We start from the raw sequence: 18,550 nt of genomic DNA, 5'->3' as shown, positions 1-18,550 counted from the left end.
ACCACGTATTCACATAAATCTAATTTATCATTTTTATTAGTTTAAAAACTTATAGGAATGATATTTAACTGCTGATTTCCGCTGCATTTTAAAGACCATTAATGCGTTTAAAACACGCTCACTTCAATACTTTCAGCAGATGAGACTTTAGAATTTTCTCCGACTTTTTGTTCACTTTCTGCCATTTTTAAACAGTAATTTAAAAATTCAATGATCATAAAATGAACTTTCTCTTTTACATTGCAAATAAGAATCATTATTATTAAATCATTACCAAGATTTATCAATTTAACAAGGAGCATTTTCATGGTACACATTAACAAGTTCGTCGAAAATAATCAGCGCATGTTCAAAAAAACCTTGAGCTATTACATTATGCATATCACGGTTGCGATGTTGGTTGGTTATTACGTGACAGGCAGTATTGCAATGGCTATTACCTTAAGTTTACTTGAACCAACTGTTCAAGCGGTTGCCTTTTTCTTCCACGAAAAAGTCTGGGAAAAGAAAGATAAAGCTGTAGAGGAAAATATCCCCGCTTAATCCAACCCTGCTCCTTGTAAAAAAACCACCATCACGGTGGTTTTTTATGACCTTTAAACGTTCTTTTACTCCATCCACTTTAACTTTCTATTCATTTCATCCTATAGATTCAATTGTAGACAGCTCATCAAAGCTTGGTTTTTTGCTGTAAAGCCAGTTGATCATGCGCCTCAACCAATTGTTCTATCGCAAGAATCAGTTTGTTTTTTGCCGCATTACACTCCGCTGCCGCACGGTTTTCGTCGTCTTCGTCATCTGCGATTTCATATATTGCACAGCGCTTTTCGACTGTCCCTTCAAAAATATCCAATAAATTTTTAATGTGCTTAATATCCATCGCCTTCTCCCTGTGAGATAAAACATAGCTAAAAGATGCCGCCCTGACTGTACCTGTTGCTTTAATTATTCACTGAAAACTATGTTCCCCAAGCCATCAAAACTTGAGTTCATTTTTGTTTTAGTTCAATGCTGAGTTAAAAAGAAAAGCCATCTCTCCTCTTTAATTCAAACGGTTAAAAATACTTTTCAGCCCTATATTTTTTATATTATGCATAACTGTGGTTTCTGTTTAAAAAACAACTTTGTAACAGCGCATTTAAGCTGAAAACGTCACAGCTTCATCTCGAATCATGCAACAATCAAGCACTCGAATAACGCTATAGAACTCGGAAAATCCCCTCAGATTTAACGCGTAGTATGGCTTGAACGCCTAGTTTTAAATCAAAAGATACAACTTTCCCTTTGATTTATTCTTAAAATATTATAACAATGAGACTAAGCATAAAAATTCTTTATAGGAATGAAGATGAATCTCGCAGCCTTTGAAGCCTTTGTAAAAGTTATGGAAACTGGTTCGATCTCTTTGGCAGCAGATCAACTCTTCATTACGCAACCTGCTGTAACCAAGCGTATTCACAGTTTAGAAGAATACTTCGGTGTCAAACTTTTTGAATCCGCGGGTCGTGGTGTTCAAGCGACGCATGCAGCAAACTCTCTCTTGCCAAAAGTAAAAAACTGGCTGAATGAGTTGGGCGATATTCACCATACGCTCAGCCATGAGCAAGGTCAGGTTCAAGGTAAACTGAAAATTGGTACCAGTCATCATATCGGCTTACACCATTTACCAGCGCATTTGCGTCAATATGTACAACAGTTTCCGGAAGTAACCTTAGATGTACACTTTGTTGATTCTGAACAGGCCCATGAGCAAGTTTTGGCTGGCGACTTAGAATTGGCATTTTTAACTTTACCGCCACAAGGTGACAGCCGTTTAAAATACATCACGACATGGAATGATCCACTGGTATTCGTGGTTGCGCCTTTCCATCCTTTGGCGCAAGTTGAGCATTTAACCTTAGAAGATTTGATCCAATACCCAAGTCTATTGCCTGCGGCGCAAACCTATACCAGTCAAATTACCTTAGCTGAGTTTGAAAAGTATGGACTCAAGCCCAAAGTCACCATGAGCAATAACTCACTTGAGTCGATTCGTATGTTGGTTTCCATTGGTCTTGGTTGGTCAGTCCTTCCTAAAACCTTATTGAACCAAGATTTAAAACAACTGAATTTACCTTCAAACATGAATCGTCAATTGGGCATGGTATGGCACCCAGGCCGTACTCAGTCACTTGCTGCACAAAAGCTGGTTGAATTGATGAAACACATCTAATTCATTTTTTTGCCTACAAAATTCAATTATTAATCAAGCCACCGCTATGGTGGCTTTTTATATTCATCTGTTTAAGCATTTAGAAAAAGCGAATGACTTGATTAGCCAAGTGTTGAACAGTCCTTATTGAATAGTCATCATAGACAATGCAGTGACCTTCAAATCTGCCATCAATATTTGTAGCTTGGCTCAAGGTCAGCAATAGATGCTCTTACTTATTATGAAAGTTCAACCTCTTTTCACTAATGTTATACAGTAACATCAGAAGTGCAATTTGATTCAAATATAAGAACGATACGCGGTAAGGTCATCCGCAACTGTTTGAGATAGGACTACTTCTCATCAAAAATGTTTTTGCGATACTTTGAATAATTAGACGGTAGTGAACGAGTTTTGCGGATGACAATGGTTTTGGGTACTTTTGCCGAAACAAAAGTACCTCCAGCCGAAGGCCAATCAATTTATTCAATTCCTAGATGTAAGACTTAGTTGAATAGATTTAAAAATCATTTTAAAAACACGAAATAACTTTTACGTACGTAACATCAGTTTTTCAGTAAAAATGGGATCGCCTATTTCAGCCGATCCCATTAAAAAAACCAAGGAAGACCCGTCAGTTTTACTTCGTCAACGAATCTTCATGTAATGATTCATTCAATTGATCGACAATAATCGCCCATTCACCATCTGACTTAATTTTTTCGGCCAAGAACTGACGCTGAGCATCTGTCCAATAATCTGCTTCGGTGATTTTAGTTTGGGCACTGAGTTGATGCGTCACGATAAATAAAGCAATCGCGTCTTCACTCGAATCTAAACCCAGTTGTTCAAATAGATGAGTCATGCGTGGACGTACACTCATTGTCATTCTCCGTGTTAAAACTTATTGTTTATGGATACAAAATTATTCTGTTTTAAGGATATAACACGGAACGGACACGCACTCAATTACAGAATTCTACAGCGGTGAAAATTGAATAAAAGGCAAACTGAGCATAATCATCACGACCGATTGAATAAATACCAACAACAAAGGCAGCCCCCAGTTCACTCCGCCTTCTTCAGCAAACACCTGCTCACTATATTTCGGCTGCTGCATATAGGCTTTGGTCTTTTGCACCGCAAAATCGCTATATAAACGCTTTCCGATCCCTGCGAGTACGACGTTAGGAATCAATGCTAGCCCCATCAAGACTTGATCAGGCACACCAATGATGAGTGCCAACATACTAATCAAAAAACCAACCGCAAAGAATAAGAAGAAATAGCGGTACATCTTTCGATAGAGTAACCAATAGGGTCCAAAAATTAACCCCGCCCAACTCAGACCATTGTTCTGTCCAACTTGTTGTTCAATGAAATTTAAATAAGATTGAGCACGTGGCCCAATAAAGATTTGAATTAAATGTTTAAAAGAAGCTTCTGTCTGCATACGGAGCGATAGTTCAAATAAGTGAGTCGAGGGTTAATCAAAAGAACATCAAAAAAAAAGCATCTCAAGATGCTTTTTTTCATGTTCATCTTTAGGCTTGAATTGACCAGTCTTGAATGTCCCAACCTTGTTCTTTTGCTAGGACCTCTAAACGATCATCTGGATTAACTGCAATTGCATGATCCGCATATTCCAATAAGAATCGATCATTGATTGAATCTGAATAGGCCCAGGACTCTGTAACATCACGACCTTCTAACCATTGATTCAAACGGACTAATTTGCCCTTTTGATAGCACGGAGTATTAATTACTTTACCTGTATATTTACCATTTACAACTTCGGCATTGGTCGCAATGATTTCAGTAATGCCGAATTCACGAAAAATCGGTGCGGTAATAAAATCAGACGTTGCGGTGATCCCGACCAATTGATGCCCTGCATCTTGATGGCGCTGAATGGCAGCAAAGCCCTCTGGACGCATTTGCGCACGAATAACTTTTTTCATAAACAACTGATGTAACTCAGTTAAGTAGGCATTGTCATGTTGGGTTAAAAACTCAAATACAAATTCGTTATAGGCAATCGGGTCAAGCTGGCCTTTTTTATAATCATCATAAAATTTGTCATTCATGGCACGATGACGAATTGGATCAACCAAGCCTTCATTGACCAAAAACTCCCCCCAAGAATGGTCTGAGTCGGTATTTAATAAGGTGTGATCAAGGTCAAACAGTGCCAATTTCATGAAAATACTCGTAAAAGCTGAAATTTAAGAAAAAAATTGTAAATCTATCTCCGCTAGTCGATAGAAATTCGTTAAGATCATAACAATTTTAACATTTTTACACTTTGCTTTTTCGAGATGGACACAGAAATAAACGTCCCCGTGAGCAAAGTCATAAATTACACAATATTTAGGTAGCCAAATGATCGATTCAGAAGGTTTCCGACCCAACGTCGGGATCATTTTGGCAAACGACATTGGACAAGTTTTATGGGCAAAGCGCATTGGTCACAATGCCTGGCAATTTCCACAAGGAGGTATCCAACATGGAGAAACCCCCGAACAGGCACTTTACCGTGAGCTGAGAGAAGAAGTTGGCTTACTGCCCGAACACGTCCAGGTGATAGCACAAACCCAAGGGTGGTTGCGCTATCGTTTGCCACATCGGTATATACGTACCGATTCAGCCCCCGTTTGTATTGGTCAAAAGCAAAAGTGGTTTTTATTGAAACTGACAGCTTCAGCACAGCATATTCAGCTTGATTTGTCAGATCCACCTGAGTTTGATCAATGGCAATGGGTCAGCTATTGGTACCCACTAGGACAAGTGGTGAATTTTAAACGCGATGTATATCGTAAAGCCATGGTGGAACTTTGCAGTCAGCTTCCACAAAAGCCGTAAAAATTTGCAGAATGGATGCAGATTTTTAGGATGAGTGTTGTTATAAATAAAGCAGAATAAATTTTGGAGCAGACACGATGTCGAACATGCAGCTGGATACATTAAGACGCATAGTCCAAGAGATTAATGCGTCAGCCAGTTTGCATGAATCTTTAGACATAATGGTCAATCAAGTGGCAGAAGCCATGCATGTGGATGTCTGCTCAATCTACTTGCTTGATGAACGAAACCATCGTTATTTACTGATGGCTTCTAAGGGTTTAAACCCTGAAGCCGTTGGGCATGTCTCTTTGCATACCAGTGAAGGTTTGGTCGGCTTAGTTGGACAACGTGAAGAAATCGTCAACCTTGATAACGCACCGAAGCATGAACGCTTTATGTATCTGCCAGAAACGGGAGAAGAAATTTACAATTCCTTCCTCGGTGTTCCGGTAATGTATCGCCGTAAAGTTATGGGTGTCTTGGTGGTTCAAAACAAAGAACCTCAAGACTTTAGCGAAGCTGCCGAATCCTTCCTCGTGACCCTATGCGCTCAGCTTTCAGGGGTGATTGCCCATGCACATGCCGTCGGGAATATCGAAGTCTTTCGTAAGCCAAATAATCTGCCAGCCTATAAAACCTTCCAAGGCATTTCAGGTTCAGGCGGCATTGCTCTAGGTCGTGCAGTCATCTTATATCCACCTGCTGACTTGGCTTCAGTCCCTGATCGTGAAGCCGATGACATTAGTGAGGAGCTCGAATTACTCGACAATGCCATAGACGCAGTTCGCCAAGAAATTCAGTCGCTTGATGAAAAAATGCAAGATGCCCTCATGGCTGAAGAACGGGCATTATTTAGCGTGTTCTTACGGATGCTCGATGCCAATGCCCTCCCCGCGGAAATCAAAAGTGAAATTCGCGACGGTAACTGGGCACAAGGTGCTGTTCGCATTGTCATTGATAAACACATTGCGCTCTTTGCACAGATGGAAGATGACTATCTCCGTGAGCGTGTTTCAGACTTAAAAGATCTGGGGCGTCGTATCCTGGCTTTTTTACAAGAAGCAGATGCCAGTCACCGTGAAATCACCGATGAAAGTATTTTAATTGGTGAGGAAATTTCTACAGCTGCTTTGGTTGAACTCCCAGTCGATAAAATCGCAGCGATTGTGACCACTGAAGGTGCCATGAACTCACACATGGTGATTGTGGCGCGTGCCCTCGGCATTCCAACTGTAGTCGGTGTGACTGAACTGCCAATTAACACCCTCGATGATGTCGAAATGATTGTCGATGCACATCAAGGTCGTGTATTCATCAATCCACCTCGTCGTTTACGCACACGTTATAAAGAGATTCAAAAAGAAGAAGAGCAAATTGCTAAAGATCTGAAGCAATACGAAACCAAAGATGCCATCACCCCTGATGGCGTCGCGGTTCGATTGTTTGTAAATACAGGCTTGATGATCGATGTAGTACGCGGTGTACAACGTGGCGCCAAAGGTGTCGGTCTATACCGTTCTGAAATTCCATTTATGCTGCGTGATCGCTTCCCAGGTGAAGAAGAACAACGGGCGATTTACCGTCAACAGCTCAGTCATTTTGCCAATAAACCAGTGGTGATGCGTACCCTCGATATTGGTGCAGATAAAGACCTGCCTTATTTCTCGATTGAAGAAGAAAACTCTGCACTGGGTTGGCGTGGGATTCGCTTTACCCTTGATCATCCTGAGATTTTTTCAGCCCAAATTCGTGCCATGCTCAAAGCCAGTATTGGCCTGAACAACTTGCATATTTTGCTGCCGATGGTGACCAGTGTCAGCGAAGTCGAAGAAGCGTTGTATTTGCTCGATCGTGACTGGCAAGCGGTGCAAGAAGAAGAACAGGTGAAAATTACCAAACCCAAAATCGGCATCATGGTCGAAGTGCCGAGTGTGCTGTTACAGATCGATGAATTTGCTGAATTGGTTGACTTCTTCTCGGTCGGATCAAACGATTTAACCCAATACTTACTCGCAGTGGACCGTAATAACCCACGTGTTGCCAATGTCTATTCACACTCACACCCAGCCGTACTTCGTGCGCTGACTCGTTTGGTGCATGAATGTCATAAATACGACAAGCCGATTAGTATTTGTGGGGAAATGGCTGGTGATCCACTCACCGCTATTTTATTGATGGCAATGGGCTTTAATACCCTATCGATGAGTTCGAGTAATATCCTGAAAGTTCGTAAAGCCATCTGCCATGTGCCGATGCCAGATGCAAAAGAGCTCTTGAATCGTGCCTTAAGCATGAATAATCCACTGATGGTGAAAAGCTTAATGGAGTATTACTTTAAGACTCATGGTCTAGGTGATATGGTGAAATCAGCGACACGAATAGTCAGTTAAATTATAAAAATACAGACCAATAAAAAGGGAGATAGTCATTTGAGTATCTCCCTTTTTTGTGCTTGTCATAGCCACGTTTTGCATTTTTCTTTCGATCTACAAAAGTTTGGCTTTTGTTAAAATCGTTCATGTGTTTTGCCACGAAGTTGCGAACTTCAACTTCAGGCAGGACTTTTTTCTTTGCCATTTGCATTCACCTTTTCGCCTATACAGCACCTTCGTACTGTAGTGCATATATTGGTCTATTTTTAGATTTTTTCAAGCACTTTCCTATGGCTTTTTGATACAGCGTAGTTAGTCCCATGTCCATAAAAAATTGTTTTCCCACATTATTCCCATCTCCAAAACCCTCTCCCATTAAGAGAGGGAAATACATTGTATTTAACTTGCGAAAGCCCGTTCCAACAAACGCTCTACATCGACCATTTTGGCATCCAACATCCCCACCACTTGCCCGTGTTTAGCGCTATAACGGCTTTGAATAAAACCATTTGCTACATAATCAGGCGCATAGCATTTCAATAACACCGCTTGTGCAAGTACCGTTAAACGACTGACTAGGCTGCGCCCCATAAATTGTAAATCTTCAGGTGATTGATGAAATGATTCAAACAAGTCTTGTAACTCGGTTTGCAGGGTTGCATCTGTATTTGCTGTAGCGGCTAAATCTTTAAATAATACTTCGATGGACTCAGGATCACGCCCAATCGCGCGCAGCACATCTAGGCACATAACATTGCCTGAACCTTCCCAAATGGTATTCACAGGTGCTTCTTTAAAAATGCGCGCCATGATGCCGTTATCGACATAGCCATTGCCGCCAAAAACTTCCATCATCTCACCAGTTAGTTCGACTGCACGTTTACAAATCCAAAACTTAGCTGCTGGGGTCATAATGCGTTTCCATGCCACAGACAAGGCATCATCTGATTCATAGCACTGCGCCAAATGGAAACTGAGCTGCGTCGCTGCTTCACTCTCTAAAGCCAAATCTGCCAAAACTGCACGCATTAAGGGTTGTTCAATCAAATGTTTACCAAAAGCCTGACGCTGACGGGTATAGGCAATGCATTGCACCAAAGCTTGACGCAGCATGGCGCTCGAACCGACCGAACAGGTCAGACGGGTATAATTCGCCATTTCAATAATGGTTGGAATGCCACGCCCTGCCTCACCAATCATAATGCCCCACGCATTTTTGAATTCGACTTCCGAGCTTGAATTCGAGCGGTTACCGACTTTTTCTTTTAGGCGCTGTACCTGAATATTATTCTTGGTGCCATCTTCCAACCAACGCGGCACAAAGAAACAAGCCAAGCCATCTTGTTCGGTTTTTGCCACCACCAAATGCGCATCACACATCGGTGCAGAGAAAAACCATTTATGCCCCGTAAGTAAATAAGCCTTGCCTCGTCCTGTTTCTGCTGCAGGCACTGCGATGGTCTCATTGGCACGTACATCTGAACCACCCTGCTTTTCAGTCATGCCCATTCCAAGCCAAATCGACTTTTTCTGAGCTATCGGTACATCGCGTTCATCATATTCAGTCGATAGTAGTTTCTCGCCAATTTTCGCCCACAGTTCAGGTTCGCGCTGAATGAGTGGAATACTGCCGAGCGTCATTGCATTTGGACATAAATTGCCGCACTCGACCTGACCTGCTAAATAAAAACGTGCTGCCCACTCCACCCATTTTGCCTTGGAATTTGGCTGATTAAATGGATGTGCATGGGTATCAAACTGGCGGTTGAGTCCCATCCATTTATGCCATGAAGGATGAAACTCGATAAAGTCAGTACGGCGGCCTCGCGCATCGAAGGCATGTAAAATTGGGGTATGTTTGTTGGCTAAAGCCCCATGCTGAAAGTATTCACTCGAACCTGCCACTTTGCCCATTTCGCATAAAGTCGGCTGATCATGGCTGCTGCAGCGTTTTAAGATTTCATGTAAAACCGTATCGCTTGAAAATAGATTGTAGTTTTCTAGTTCATCAAATTGGTTGCTGATTTGATGCGTCATCCATGGCTGTTCTAATGTATTCATCGTCTATATTTTCCACTTGTTCTTGTTTGCTTTTCATTTCAGTATAGAGAAAATTTAAAGCATAGACGTTCGGTTTTCAGCGCTTAACAATATGAAGAATTCAGCCATTCAGATACGGCGTAAGCCGCGTCAATCACGTGCAAAGCTCACCCAAGAAGCCTTACAGGAAAGTTTTGTTCGGCTTTTGCATGAGCGCCCTGCCAGTCAAATTACCATTCGTGAAATTACCGACCTTGCAGGCGTTGGCTTAGGGACATTTTATGAATATTTTTCCAAGAAGGAAGATTTGATTGCGCTAACCATTCATTTGCATGTGAAACACAATGCCGAACAGATGAAAACTTATGCACAATCGCTGATGAAGTTATCCACAGATTTGGTTTTTCAAGAGTATTTACAGCAAATCATCCACTTCCAAATTGAGCAAATTCAAGCGCAGCAGTTTTTATGGTCACAGGTGTTTTTATTGGAACGGCGGATTTCAGATATTGAAAGTTACCGTAAAAGTTATGTCATGATGGTGCAAATGTGGCAACACATGCTTAAGCCTTTTATAAATAACGAGGAAAAGCTCAAGCCAATGGCTTTAAATATACAAAGAGTGTGTTATGGCTTTGTGTCGCAAAGCTTGTTGATCGTACCCAACTTTACTGAATGGGATGAATTAAAGCGAGATATAATTCATATGTTGCGCGATTAGACTTCGCGGACAAGTCTAATGACGTTTCAAATGCATTGGTGAATAAAATAAAGTCATGTTATTTACAAAAAACCGGCTCTTAAACCAGTTATTTTAAATATTTAGGAAATTCATTTTTACGGTAGAAGAAAATCATTCATCACTTGGTTCATCCTTCAATAAAAGTGTTTTAGAAGTTAAGCTTATATTGCTAGCTTACTTATCTCATTTATACGCCTTTGCAATGCTGGCCAGTTGTAAGCTCTTTAAAAATTCAGCCGTATATTTTGGACTATGGCCTAATGCCCCCCGATGATAGCCATTTGGGATCGCCTGATAAACTGCTGGCAATTTTTTATTTGCACACTTTCTGGTAATAACTTTGAGTACCAAGGTGATCTACAAATGGCCTGCGGCGCCTTAAACAAACATCAGTGTTACGGTTAGGGTCTTATATTCAATCGACTGCCATTTTAAATAGCTTAGGGATGGCCTTAAGTCTGAATTTTTTAAAAGATTGACTGAGGTGCTTGTTTTAACAAATTTTTTATTTCTGATAGACAACGTTTACGGGCCTGATATAGTAAAGACTGCATATCTGGACTAACCTGTTGATCTACATTGATCGATCTGCTTCGGCTGCTCCCAACAACACGCTGGGGAAAAATGCCGCTACATTGGTATCTGGATTTGGATTGGTTTCTACGTATTCAGCAATACATTCATATTGATAACCACCCGGTGCCAAGGGTATTGCAGCTTTAAGATTCAATTCAAGCGCATCTTTTTGCTCCTGAGCTGCAACCGCAATAGCAGCTGCACCACCTTGACTACGCCCCATCAGCATCCAGTCTTTACTAAATTGCCTCGGCTTCCAAGAATGCAATGCACGCACAGAATGCACCAAATTATAAACTTAACTGACTACATTCATATGAGGGTGCAGTTTTGGCTTACCCAGTCCTTATAATCTGTTGCAACCACTACATAGCCATGCCTCAAACAACTGTCGATTGCACCATCTATGACTAGTTGCAAACTATATACAGGCCCATTGTATAATCACTTGAAGGAGCACTTGTATCAGCCGCACAGTCGTGCCATGTGCTCATGCCAATACGGTCCAGTCTTGTTTAAGTGCTTATCCTTTTGGGAGTAAAATATATCCCGAGGTCAAAATGGGTTCGCCATTAACCCCCTCAACTACGATATGCGATCACGTAAGGTTACCTAGTATGTTGATATGATGTAGGAATCGATACACGCTGGAGTGACAACACCTGACCTGACAACAATAAAGATAGCTGTACCAACTGGCATCAATCCATAAAAATTTATTTACATTTTTTAAACGACGTAATCCACTTGCCAATATTTCTTCAGCTGTATTTTTAGCTTATTTTAAGTATTAAATAATGTCTTTAATGTTGAAAAACTCTGCAATATTAACAACATAAAAATGTCTTTCATTAACTAGAATCAGCTAAAAAACCTATATTAAGGCCAAAATCCATAATAAAAATATGGATTTAGATATTTCGTCCTCTTCTACCTATCATAGCAATATATTTGAGTTTAATTCATGGATAAAATATCAAAACAAAATATATAAATAAATATTATAAATTCAATAACTTAATCAATCGAATTAACCATTTATACAAAACTATTTTTCCATTTGTCAAAAGCCACAGAAAGCTTTAGAGTCAATAAGTATATAGAGATTTTTAAGCTTTTAACGGCTACAGTTTTATAACTTCTCTTCGATTGATTGCTGCTTGAAAAATTTTAGAATAAGAGAAAAACTGTTGTCACATTGTCACTTTAAAATGAATTAACAAAACGGTTAATGTCATGTGCTGTTGAGCGTGTTATCAATTGAAAGGTTATAACTCCCAACTTTAATACATGATTATAATAATGGAGATACTCAATGAGCGACGACGTTAAAAAATGTCCTGTCACCCACCTAACAACTGATGCTGGTGCTCCTGTTGTAGATAATCAGAACAGTATGACGGCAGGTGCACGTGGTCCTTTACTTGCCCAAGACCTATGGCTTAATGAAAAACTCGGTAATTTCGTTCGTGAAGTAATTCCAGAGCGTCGTATGCATGCCAAAGGTTCTGGTGCTTTCGGTACGTTTACCGTGACTAACGATATTACCCAATATACCCGCGCTAAAATTTTCTCAGAAGTTGGTAAAAAAACTGAACTTTTTGCTCGTTTCTCTACCGTAGCGGGTGAGCGTGGTGCTGCAGATGCAGAACGCGATATTCGTGGTTTTGCCCTTAAATTCTATACTGAAGAAGGTAACTGGGATTTAGTTGGTAATAACACCCCTGTCTTCTTCCTACGTGATGCTCGTAAATTCCCTGACTTAAACAAAGCAGTAAAACGCGATCCTAAAACCAATAAGCGTAGTGCAACTAATAACTGGGATTTTTGGACTTTACTACCTGAAGCTCTACACCAAGTTACGATTGTGATGTCTGACCGCGGTATTCCAGATGGTTACCGTCATATGCATGGTTTTGGCAGTCATACTTTCAGTTTTATTAATGCCAATAATGAACGCTTCTGGGTTAAATTCCACATGCGCACTCAACAAGGCATTAAAAACTTAACCGATGCTGAAGCTGAAGCGATTATTGCCAAAGACCGTGAAAGTTCACAAACCGATCTGTTCAATGCAATTGAACGCGGCGATTTCCCAAAATGGAAAATGTACGTTCAAATCATGCCTGAACTTGATGCAGAAAAAGTACCTTATCACCCATTTGATTTAACCAAAGTATGGCCTAAAGGCGACTATCCGTTGATTGAAGTGGGTGAATTCGAACTCAACCGTAACCCTGAAAACTATTTCCAAGATGTTGAACAAGCCGCTTTTGCACCAAGCAACTTGGTGCCGGGCATTAGCTTCTCACCTGACCGTATGCTGCAAGCGCGTTTATTCAACTATGCTGATGCTGCACGTTATCGCGTGGGTGTAAACCATTACCAAATTCCTGTAAATGCACCACGTTGCCCTGTTCATTCCAACCGTCGTGATGGTCAAGGCCGTATTGATGGTAACTATGGTGCAACACCGCATTATGAACCAAACAGCTTCAGCCAATGGCAAGAGCAACCACAATACAAAGAACCACCATTGAAAATTACTGGTGATGCTGACTTGTGGGATTACCGTGAAGATGACAGCGACTATTTCAGTCAACCACGTGCTTTATTCAACTTAATGAATGATGAACAAAAACAAGCATTGTTTAATAACACTGCTGGCGCAATGGGCGATGCACTCGACTTCATCAAATATCGTCATATCCGTAACTGTTACGCATGTGATCCAGCTTATGGTGAAGGTGTTGCAAAAGCATTAGGCTTAACTGTAGCGGATGCGCAAGCTGCTCGTGCAACTGATCCAGCTCAAGGTAATCCTGGCTTGCTTTAAGTTTTATCTTTGAATAAAAAAACCACCTTTTAAGGTGGTTTTTTCTTGGCATTAAATATTCCAATTACCTTCTATTAATCCTTAAACAATCAATTTTTTGCCTTCATGCATGGTTAAAAATGGATTCATTAACTTTGATGTTTTTCGCATTGCATGATGTAAGTCATGTTCAGGTTGGTCTCTAGCTTCATCAGTCAACTGAAAAGTCCGATAATGCATTGCCAATGAACATTTTGACTGTAAATCTTTATGCGCCTGAAAAGCTTCTTCGGGATTCATGTGCAAATATTTCATTAAACGACGTGGCTCATAAGCTCCAATCGGTAATAACGCTACTCGGGGTGCACCTAGGCGTGTATGGATTTGTTTGAAATGCGCGGCATAGCCCGTATCTCCAGCAAAGAAGAAATGTCCTGTACTATGCACGATGGAAAAACCTCCCCATAAGGCATGATTTTGATCTCGCCAACCACGACCTGAACCATGCTGTGCAGGCGTATAAACGATACGCAAATCTTCAAACATTTCCGATTGCCACCAATCAAGTTCAATGACATTGAAATGTGTGGGTAAATAATAAGCATTGCCTAAACCAGTATAAATCGGCATAGCAAATTGTTCATGTAACCAATTCAAGGTTGCTAAATCCATATGATCATAATGATTATGGCTCAGTAAAACCCCATGAATTGTAGGTAATTCTTCTAAGGCAATTCCTGCAGGACAAGCACGTCGTGGTCCAGTCCCTTGACGTGGGCCTGCATACTCCGCCCATACAGGATCGGTCAAAAAATTATATGGCCCAATTTGAATCAAAACCGTCGCATGTCCGACAAACCAAACCAACCAATCATCCATTTTAGCCAATGGCCGATTGTGCGGAATGCTACGCGAAGAAGCAAAAAACTGTTGGTATTCTTGCTCACGATCTACTTTCCATGTATCGCTTTTACGCGTCATGATCCATTTCAGCATATCTTTACGCGTAAACGCATCGGGATTTCGAAGGGTATTAAAGAATTTTTCCCCATTAAAATGGTCAGTTGCCAGATAATCAAATACAGGCTTCGTCCACGTATGTTTCATACAGCTTTTAGTTCTGATTTGAAACTGTGCTGATTGAGTTTTTTGATTCATGTGTATTTAAAATTCATTCACTATGCTGACAAACCTTGCAAAGTATTTAACCTCGCAGACCTATTGATCAAGACGACCTTTCATGCGCTCAAGCCAAACCTTCCGAGATTGAGGCTTGACAAAGAGTGCCACAATTTCAGGATGAAGCTGTTTAATTTGTGCTTCAATTCTGTTGACACAAGCTTCTATATCATCTGACGTTAAATTATCTTTAAATTCAAGACTCAAAGATGCCAAAACTTGATGTGCACCCATCTGCTCTGTTAACACCCCATTGGCAGAATGCACTGCTGGATCTTGCTCTGCAACCATCAAGACATTATGCCTCAATTGTGGATCAGCAGTTTCTCCCATGAGCAATCCTTTAGTCTCACGTGCAAGTAAAATTGCTGAAATAGCGAGTACAACCCCAATTAGAATTGATGCCAGACCATCAAGCATTGGCATATTCAGCGCGTGTGATAAATAGATACCGATCAGGGCAATAAACAGACCAATCAGCGCTGCTGAATCTTCAAATAACACGGTAAATGTCGTCGGATCTTTACTGCGTCGAAATGCTTCAAAATAGCCCTGTTTCCCTTTGATTTTACGAAATGCTTTCAATGCCACAAACCAAGAGGTCCCTTCACACAAAATCGCAATACCTAATACGATATAGTTAATCATCGGATTTTGCATTTCTTCGGGGTGATAAATATGACTAATCCCTTGATAAATCGACACGATCGCACCCAAAGCAAAGACCATCAACGCCACAATAAAAGCCCAAAAATACAGCTCTCTCCCATAACCAAACGGATGGCGTGCATTTGCTGGCTGCTGCGATTTTTTCATACCGTAGAGCAGTAAGATTTCATTTAAAGTATCAACCACAGAGTGAATAGCTTCACTCAACATAGCCGAACTATTCGTGATATAGGCAGCGACAAACTTCACCAGTGCAATCGCTAAATTGCCGAAGAGCGCTGCATATACCACGATTTTGTTAGATTCAGACATTTAAAATTGTCCTAAATTTATTTTTATCAAACAGATCTATTTGATTTTATAGCTCATTCCATAGTACTCAAACTGACTGTAGCTGTTGTTTGTTATTTTGTTGTTTTTACACCAACTGTCGATTGTTTCGACAATGCCATCATATTCCATGTGAAACACGCTCTTTAGCGCAAAGGTATAGAACAAAAAAGGAAGCCGCAGCTTCCTTATAATTCTGTAGATGTACACGGTTCAACGTACTTTATTAAAATATTGCTCGCGCCACTCTTTCCAAAAGTACATCACAATACCAAACATCACGACCACGATTCCAACAAAGGCATTGGAGCTAATATATTCACTGTTCAACGTCGCTCCCAAAACCAATGCTATGACAGGTGTCATCACATTACTGAGTGACACCGTTGATGCCGCCAAACGTTTGATCAGCCAGAAGTAACACAGCATTGCCACAATAGATGACATGATCATGGTAAAGACAAAACCTATCATGGCACGGCCACTTGGCAATTCGGTTGGAAAATGCTGCCAAATAAATGGAATAATGAGCATCGATCCTAAAGCAGAAACAATCAGGGAACCGGTTGCCTGTGACATCGGCTTTAACGGTGCATTAATCTGCTTCACCCAAAAAATCGAACTGATATACGACACCATGCTGATTAGCATCAGTACAACGCCAATTGGATTGACTTTGCTATCAGCAGAATCTGCAAAGACAAAAGTTAGACCTCCCACTGCAACCGCCATGCCCAACCACTGCAAAGCGACCAATTTATGTGTTTTTAAAATTACATGCCCAATCAAACCGGCAATTAAGGGTGAAAAACCAAAAATCAGTGCCATTAAACCAGAGGTGAGATAATTGGCTGCCAGATAAATAAATAACTGTGCGCCAATCAAATTCAAACTCCCTGCCACATAACTTTTTAATGAGGTTTCATCAAACGGCAAAGGATCACGCATCAATTTCAACAAAAACAGCGCAATAATAGATGCACCGAAGTAACGGATAATCAACACCCACATCGGATGTATTTCCTGTACACTCCACACAATCGCGAGCGGCGTCGTCGCCCAAATCAGTACCAAAAGAGCATATATACTTGCCGTCAGCGGCAGTGAAGATTTCATTTCATTCTCAAATTTGATTGTTCTAACGACTTAACCTGAAACCCACTATTCAGATCTGGAACTACTCGTAAGACCAGTAACTAATAAAGTTTAAGACCAATTATTGCTCTCCCCTTTATCAACTAAATTGGAGGCGGTATGAATGCCACCGATCGTTTGGGGTATATGGACTTCTCCTCAAACGATCAATAATCTCCCCTAACCACTCTTAAAAAAAAGAGGAGGGAAACATCTAAACGAAATCCATTCTTCACAAAGACTACTCCCTCCTTTGAAAAAGGAGGGCTGGGGAGGATTAAAACCGTTGAATAGATCTACATAAGCTAAAACTATATACATGGACTACAAAATAGCTTTATAAGTGCGATGCTAAAACTAAAGACATAAAAAAACAGACCTACGTTACCGCAAGTCTGCTCCTCTTAGACATTCAGCTTACTTTACAAGTTTACGTAAATCTTGGCTTAAATCTAAATATTTATCCGCTTCAAACGCCGCATTCTTGCTAATCAATTTTTTCAAATGACGCATCTCTTTTGCAGCATTCACAGTGATACCACCCACGATTACACCGTCAGTAACACCAAACAAAACAAATGATGATTCTGCAGCTAATTCAGGATTTACTTCGCCACGTGCAATCCATTCGCTTGCAGCCATATCACCTACAAATTGATAGTTGATATTCAATTGATCTGTCCAGAACCACGCTGGATTTGGGGTTGGATGTTCAACACCCATTACATGACGAGCAAAGATACCTGCTTGCAAGTTCGCATTTTCCCAAGTTTCGACACGACGGTGGTTACCACAGTCACGAAGCTGAGTCGCAACGTCACCCGCTGCATAAATATCTGGATGCGAAGTTTGGCAGTTATCATTCACTTTAATGGCAAAATCAACGTCTAAACCTGCATCAACCGCAAGTTGAGCATTTGGCACAATGCCAATACCATAGATCACTGCATCGGCACGAAGTTCTTCACCGCCTTCAAGCGTGATCACCACTTCTTCGCCATCAAGCTTACAGCCAGAAATAGAAGTCGAAAGACGAACATCTACACCTGCAAGACGTTGTTGAGCCAATAAGAATTCGCTCAATACGCGTGGAGATGAACGCCCCATCACCATTGGACCCATTTCAATCACGGTCACGATACAGTCTTTAGAACGTGCTGAAGATGCAAGCTCAAGACCAATCACACCACCGCCGATCAATACAATACGGCGACCCGCTTGTAATACAGGCACCAATGCTTGTGAATCTTCAAGGTTACGTAAGGTATAAACGTGTTTACCCAAAGCATCGAAATTCGGTAAACGGCGTGCTGCACCACCAGTTGCTAGAAGCAACTTGTCAAATGACACAATTTCACCATTTTTCAGTTCAACTGTTTTCGCATCGCTATGGATTTTCACAACGCCATTGCCACGAATATGTTCAACACCGAGTTCTGCCAATTTTTCTTCTGACAGAATTTCGATTTTGGTCTCTTCAGGTTTTAGAATTACGTCTTTAGACAAAGGCGGACGTTCATAAGGAAGATGTGTTTCATCACCCACCAAAATGATTTTGCCTTCATACTTGTTCGCACGGAGTTCTAAAATGGCGCTAGCACCAGCTTGACCAGCTCCAACAATAACGATGGTTTCGATACCATTTTGGCTCATGGGTA

18 protein-coding genes are annotated in these 18,550 nt (G+C 40.9%); 6 read left to right on the top strand and 12 right to left on the bottom strand.

Going from position 1 to position 18,550, the window contains the following annotated elements; genetic code table 11:
- Positions 1–107: 107 nt before the first annotated feature.
- Entirely contained in the window at positions 108–308 is a 201-nt protein-coding gene (locus tag FTU13_RS11095; RefSeq protein WP_180128317.1) for a hypothetical protein, read from the bottom strand.
- On the opposite strand from FTU13_RS11095, the gene FTU13_RS11090 reads away from it, so the two are divergent.
- Positions 307–543: a DUF2061 domain-containing protein gene (locus tag FTU13_RS11090; protein WP_180128314.1), complete on the top strand. Its 237-nt coding sequence runs from the start codon at positions 307–309 to the stop codon at positions 541–543. The two genes, FTU13_RS11095 and FTU13_RS11090, sit on opposite strands and share 2 nt — an antisense overlap.
- Before the next feature lie 127 nt (positions 544–670).
- On the opposite strand, the gene FTU13_RS11085 is transcribed toward FTU13_RS11090, so the two are convergent.
- On the bottom strand, positions 671–880 hold the full coding sequence (locus FTU13_RS11085; protein WP_180024477.1) for a hypothetical protein: 210 nt from the start codon (positions 878–880) through the stop codon (positions 671–673).
- Positions 881–1,348: 468 nt separating this feature from the next.
- Between FTU13_RS11085 and FTU13_RS11080 the strand changes: the two genes are divergently transcribed.
- Entirely contained in the window at positions 1,349–2,212 is an 864-nt protein-coding gene (locus FTU13_RS11080) for a LysR family transcriptional regulator (RefSeq protein ID WP_180128312.1), read from the top strand.
- Positions 2,213–2,831: 619 nt separating this feature from the next.
- Here FTU13_RS11080 and FTU13_RS11075 read toward each other — a convergent pair.
- The 3 genes from FTU13_RS11075 to FTU13_RS11065 form a co-directional block, all read right to left on the bottom strand.
- Complete coding sequence (locus FTU13_RS11075) at positions 2,832–3,074, bottom strand: DUF2789 family protein (RefSeq protein ID WP_078189726.1); 243 nt, start codon at positions 3,072–3,074, stop codon at positions 2,832–2,834.
- A 96-nt stretch (positions 3,075–3,170) separates the two neighbouring features.
- Positions 3,171–3,644, bottom strand: a complete 474-nt coding sequence (locus FTU13_RS11070) for a DUF2628 domain-containing protein (protein WP_078192759.1) — start codon at positions 3,642–3,644, stop codon at positions 3,171–3,173.
- Positions 3,645–3,735: 91 nt separating this feature from the next.
- Positions 3,736–4,392: an HAD family phosphatase gene (locus tag FTU13_RS11065; protein ID WP_180106249.1), complete on the bottom strand. Its 657-nt coding sequence runs from the start codon at positions 4,390–4,392 to the stop codon at positions 3,736–3,738.
- A gap of 181 nt (positions 4,393–4,573) precedes the next feature.
- Between FTU13_RS11065 and FTU13_RS11060 the strand changes: the two genes are divergently transcribed.
- Positions 4,574–5,053, top strand: coding sequence for an RNA pyrophosphohydrolase (locus FTU13_RS11060; RefSeq protein ID WP_078192761.1), 480 nt, complete (start codon positions 4,574–4,576; stop codon positions 5,051–5,053).
- A gap of 77 nt (positions 5,054–5,130) precedes the next feature.
- Positions 5,131–7,425 (top strand): phosphoenolpyruvate--protein phosphotransferase, encoded by a 2,295-nt coding sequence (gene ptsP, locus FTU13_RS11055; protein ID WP_180128310.1) that lies wholly within the window; start codon positions 5,131–5,133, stop codon positions 7,423–7,425.
- A 1-nt stretch (position 7,426) separates the two neighbouring features.
- Here ptsP and FTU13_RS11050 read toward each other — a convergent pair whose 3' ends face one another.
- On the bottom strand, positions 7,427–7,612 hold the full coding sequence (locus tag FTU13_RS11050; protein WP_078192875.1) for a hypothetical protein: 186 nt from the start codon (positions 7,610–7,612) through the stop codon (positions 7,427–7,429).
- A gap of 194 nt (positions 7,613–7,806) precedes the next feature.
- A complete protein-coding gene (locus FTU13_RS11045) occupies positions 7,807–9,468 on the bottom strand; it encodes an acyl-CoA dehydrogenase family protein (RefSeq protein ID WP_180128308.1) in 1,662 nt (553 codons plus the stop codon).
- A gap of 91 nt (positions 9,469–9,559) precedes the next feature.
- Between FTU13_RS11045 and FTU13_RS11040 the strand changes: the two genes are divergently transcribed.
- Positions 9,560–10,168: a TetR/AcrR family transcriptional regulator gene (locus FTU13_RS11040; RefSeq protein ID WP_180128306.1), complete on the top strand. Its 609-nt coding sequence runs from the start codon at positions 9,560–9,562 to the stop codon at positions 10,166–10,168.
- Between the two features lie 595 nt (positions 10,169–10,763).
- Here the strand turns inward: FTU13_RS11040 and FTU13_RS11035 are convergent.
- Positions 10,764–11,042 carry a hypothetical protein gene (locus FTU13_RS11035; RefSeq protein WP_180128305.1) on the bottom strand — a complete coding sequence of 93 codons (279 nt, stop codon included), beginning with the start codon at positions 11,040–11,042 and terminating at the stop codon, positions 10,764–10,766.
- Between the two features lie 1,038 nt (positions 11,043–12,080).
- Between FTU13_RS11035 and FTU13_RS11030 the strand changes: the two genes are divergently transcribed.
- Positions 12,081–13,601 carry a catalase gene (locus tag FTU13_RS11030; protein WP_078192766.1) on the top strand — a complete coding sequence of 507 codons (1,521 nt, stop codon included), beginning with the start codon at positions 12,081–12,083 and terminating at the stop codon, positions 13,599–13,601.
- Positions 13,602–13,682: 81 nt separating this feature from the next.
- Here the strand turns inward: FTU13_RS11030 and FTU13_RS11025 are convergent, their stop codons facing one another.
- The 4 genes from FTU13_RS11025 to hcaD form a co-directional block, all read right to left on the bottom strand.
- Positions 13,683–14,738 (bottom strand): MBL fold metallo-hydrolase, encoded by a 1,056-nt coding sequence (locus tag FTU13_RS11025; protein WP_180078123.1) that lies wholly within the window; start codon positions 14,736–14,738, stop codon positions 13,683–13,685.
- A 60-nt stretch (positions 14,739–14,798) separates the two neighbouring features.
- Entirely contained in the window at positions 14,799–15,740 is a 942-nt protein-coding gene (locus tag FTU13_RS11020) for a cation diffusion facilitator family transporter (protein ID WP_078192768.1), read from the bottom strand.
- A gap of 231 nt (positions 15,741–15,971) precedes the next feature.
- On the bottom strand, positions 15,972–16,874 hold the full coding sequence (locus tag FTU13_RS11015) for a DMT family transporter (RefSeq protein ID WP_180054331.1): 903 nt from the start codon (positions 16,872–16,874) through the stop codon (positions 15,972–15,974).
- Between the two features lie 435 nt (positions 16,875–17,309).
- On the bottom strand, positions 17,310–18,545 hold the full coding sequence (gene hcaD, locus FTU13_RS11010) for a 3-phenylpropionate/cinnamic acid dioxygenase ferredoxin--NAD(+) reductase subunit (protein ID WP_180128303.1): 1,236 nt from the start codon (positions 18,543–18,545) through the stop codon (positions 17,310–17,312).
- Positions 18,546–18,550: the final 5 nt, after the last annotated feature.

It is taken from the genome of Acinetobacter sp. YH12064, from assembly GCF_013419735.1.
GTDB classification, from domain to species: Bacteria; Pseudomonadota; Gammaproteobacteria; order Pseudomonadales; family Moraxellaceae; genus Acinetobacter; species Acinetobacter amyesii.
The sequence above is the reverse complement of the archived record's forward strand: the minus strand, read 5'-3'. Positions and strand labels throughout refer to the sequence as shown.

What these genes read in the sequence shown, in the direction of transcription:
- hcaD (WP_180128303.1), bottom strand. Translation starts at nt 18,545, where the DNA reads ATGAGCCAAAATGGTATCGAAACCATCGTTATTGTTGGAGCTGGTCAA.
- FTU13_RS11040 (WP_180128306.1), top strand. Translation starts at nt 9,560, where the DNA reads ATGAAGAATTCAGCCATTCAGATACGGCGTAAGCCGCGTCAATCACGT.
- FTU13_RS11050 (WP_078192875.1), bottom strand. Translation starts at nt 7,612, where the DNA reads ATGGCAAAGAAAAAAGTCCTGCCTGAAGTTGAAGTTCGCAACTTCGTG.
- FTU13_RS11065 (WP_180106249.1), bottom strand. Translation starts at nt 4,392, where the DNA reads ATGAAATTGGCACTGTTTGACCTTGATCACACCTTATTAAATACCGAC.
- FTU13_RS11025 (WP_180078123.1), bottom strand. Translation starts at nt 14,738, where the DNA reads ATGAATCAAAAAACTCAATCAGCACAGTTTCAAATCAGAACTAAAAGC.
- FTU13_RS11030 (WP_078192766.1), top strand. Translation starts at nt 12,081, where the DNA reads ATGAGCGACGACGTTAAAAAATGTCCTGTCACCCACCTAACAACTGAT.
- FTU13_RS11060 (WP_078192761.1), top strand. Translation starts at nt 4,574, where the DNA reads ATGATCGATTCAGAAGGTTTCCGACCCAACGTCGGGATCATTTTGGCA.
- FTU13_RS11070 (WP_078192759.1), bottom strand. Translation starts at nt 3,644, where the DNA reads ATGCAGACAGAAGCTTCTTTTAAACATTTAATTCAAATCTTTATTGGG.
- FTU13_RS11080 (WP_180128312.1), top strand. Translation starts at nt 1,349, where the DNA reads ATGAATCTCGCAGCCTTTGAAGCCTTTGTAAAAGTTATGGAAACTGGT.
- FTU13_RS11090 (WP_180128314.1), top strand. Translation starts at nt 307, where the DNA reads ATGGTACACATTAACAAGTTCGTCGAAAATAATCAGCGCATGTTCAAA.
- FTU13_RS11045 (WP_180128308.1), bottom strand. Translation starts at nt 9,468, where the DNA reads ATGAATACATTAGAACAGCCATGGATGACGCATCAAATCAGCAACCAA.
- FTU13_RS11085 (WP_180024477.1), bottom strand. Translation starts at nt 880, where the DNA reads ATGGATATTAAGCACATTAAAAATTTATTGGATATTTTTGAAGGGACA.
- FTU13_RS11015 (WP_180054331.1), bottom strand. Translation starts at nt 16,874, where the DNA reads ATGAAATCTTCACTGCCGCTGACGGCAAGTATATATGCTCTTTTGGTA.
- FTU13_RS11075 (WP_078189726.1), bottom strand. Translation starts at nt 3,074, where the DNA reads ATGAGTGTACGTCCACGCATGACTCATCTATTTGAACAACTGGGTTTA.
- ptsP (WP_180128310.1), top strand. Translation starts at nt 5,131, where the DNA reads ATGTCGAACATGCAGCTGGATACATTAAGACGCATAGTCCAAGAGATT.
- FTU13_RS11020 (WP_078192768.1), bottom strand. Translation starts at nt 15,740, where the DNA reads ATGTCTGAATCTAACAAAATCGTGGTATATGCAGCGCTCTTCGGCAAT.
- FTU13_RS11095 (WP_180128317.1), bottom strand. Translation starts at nt 308, where the DNA reads ATGAAAATGCTCCTTGTTAAATTGATAAATCTTGGTAATGATTTAATA.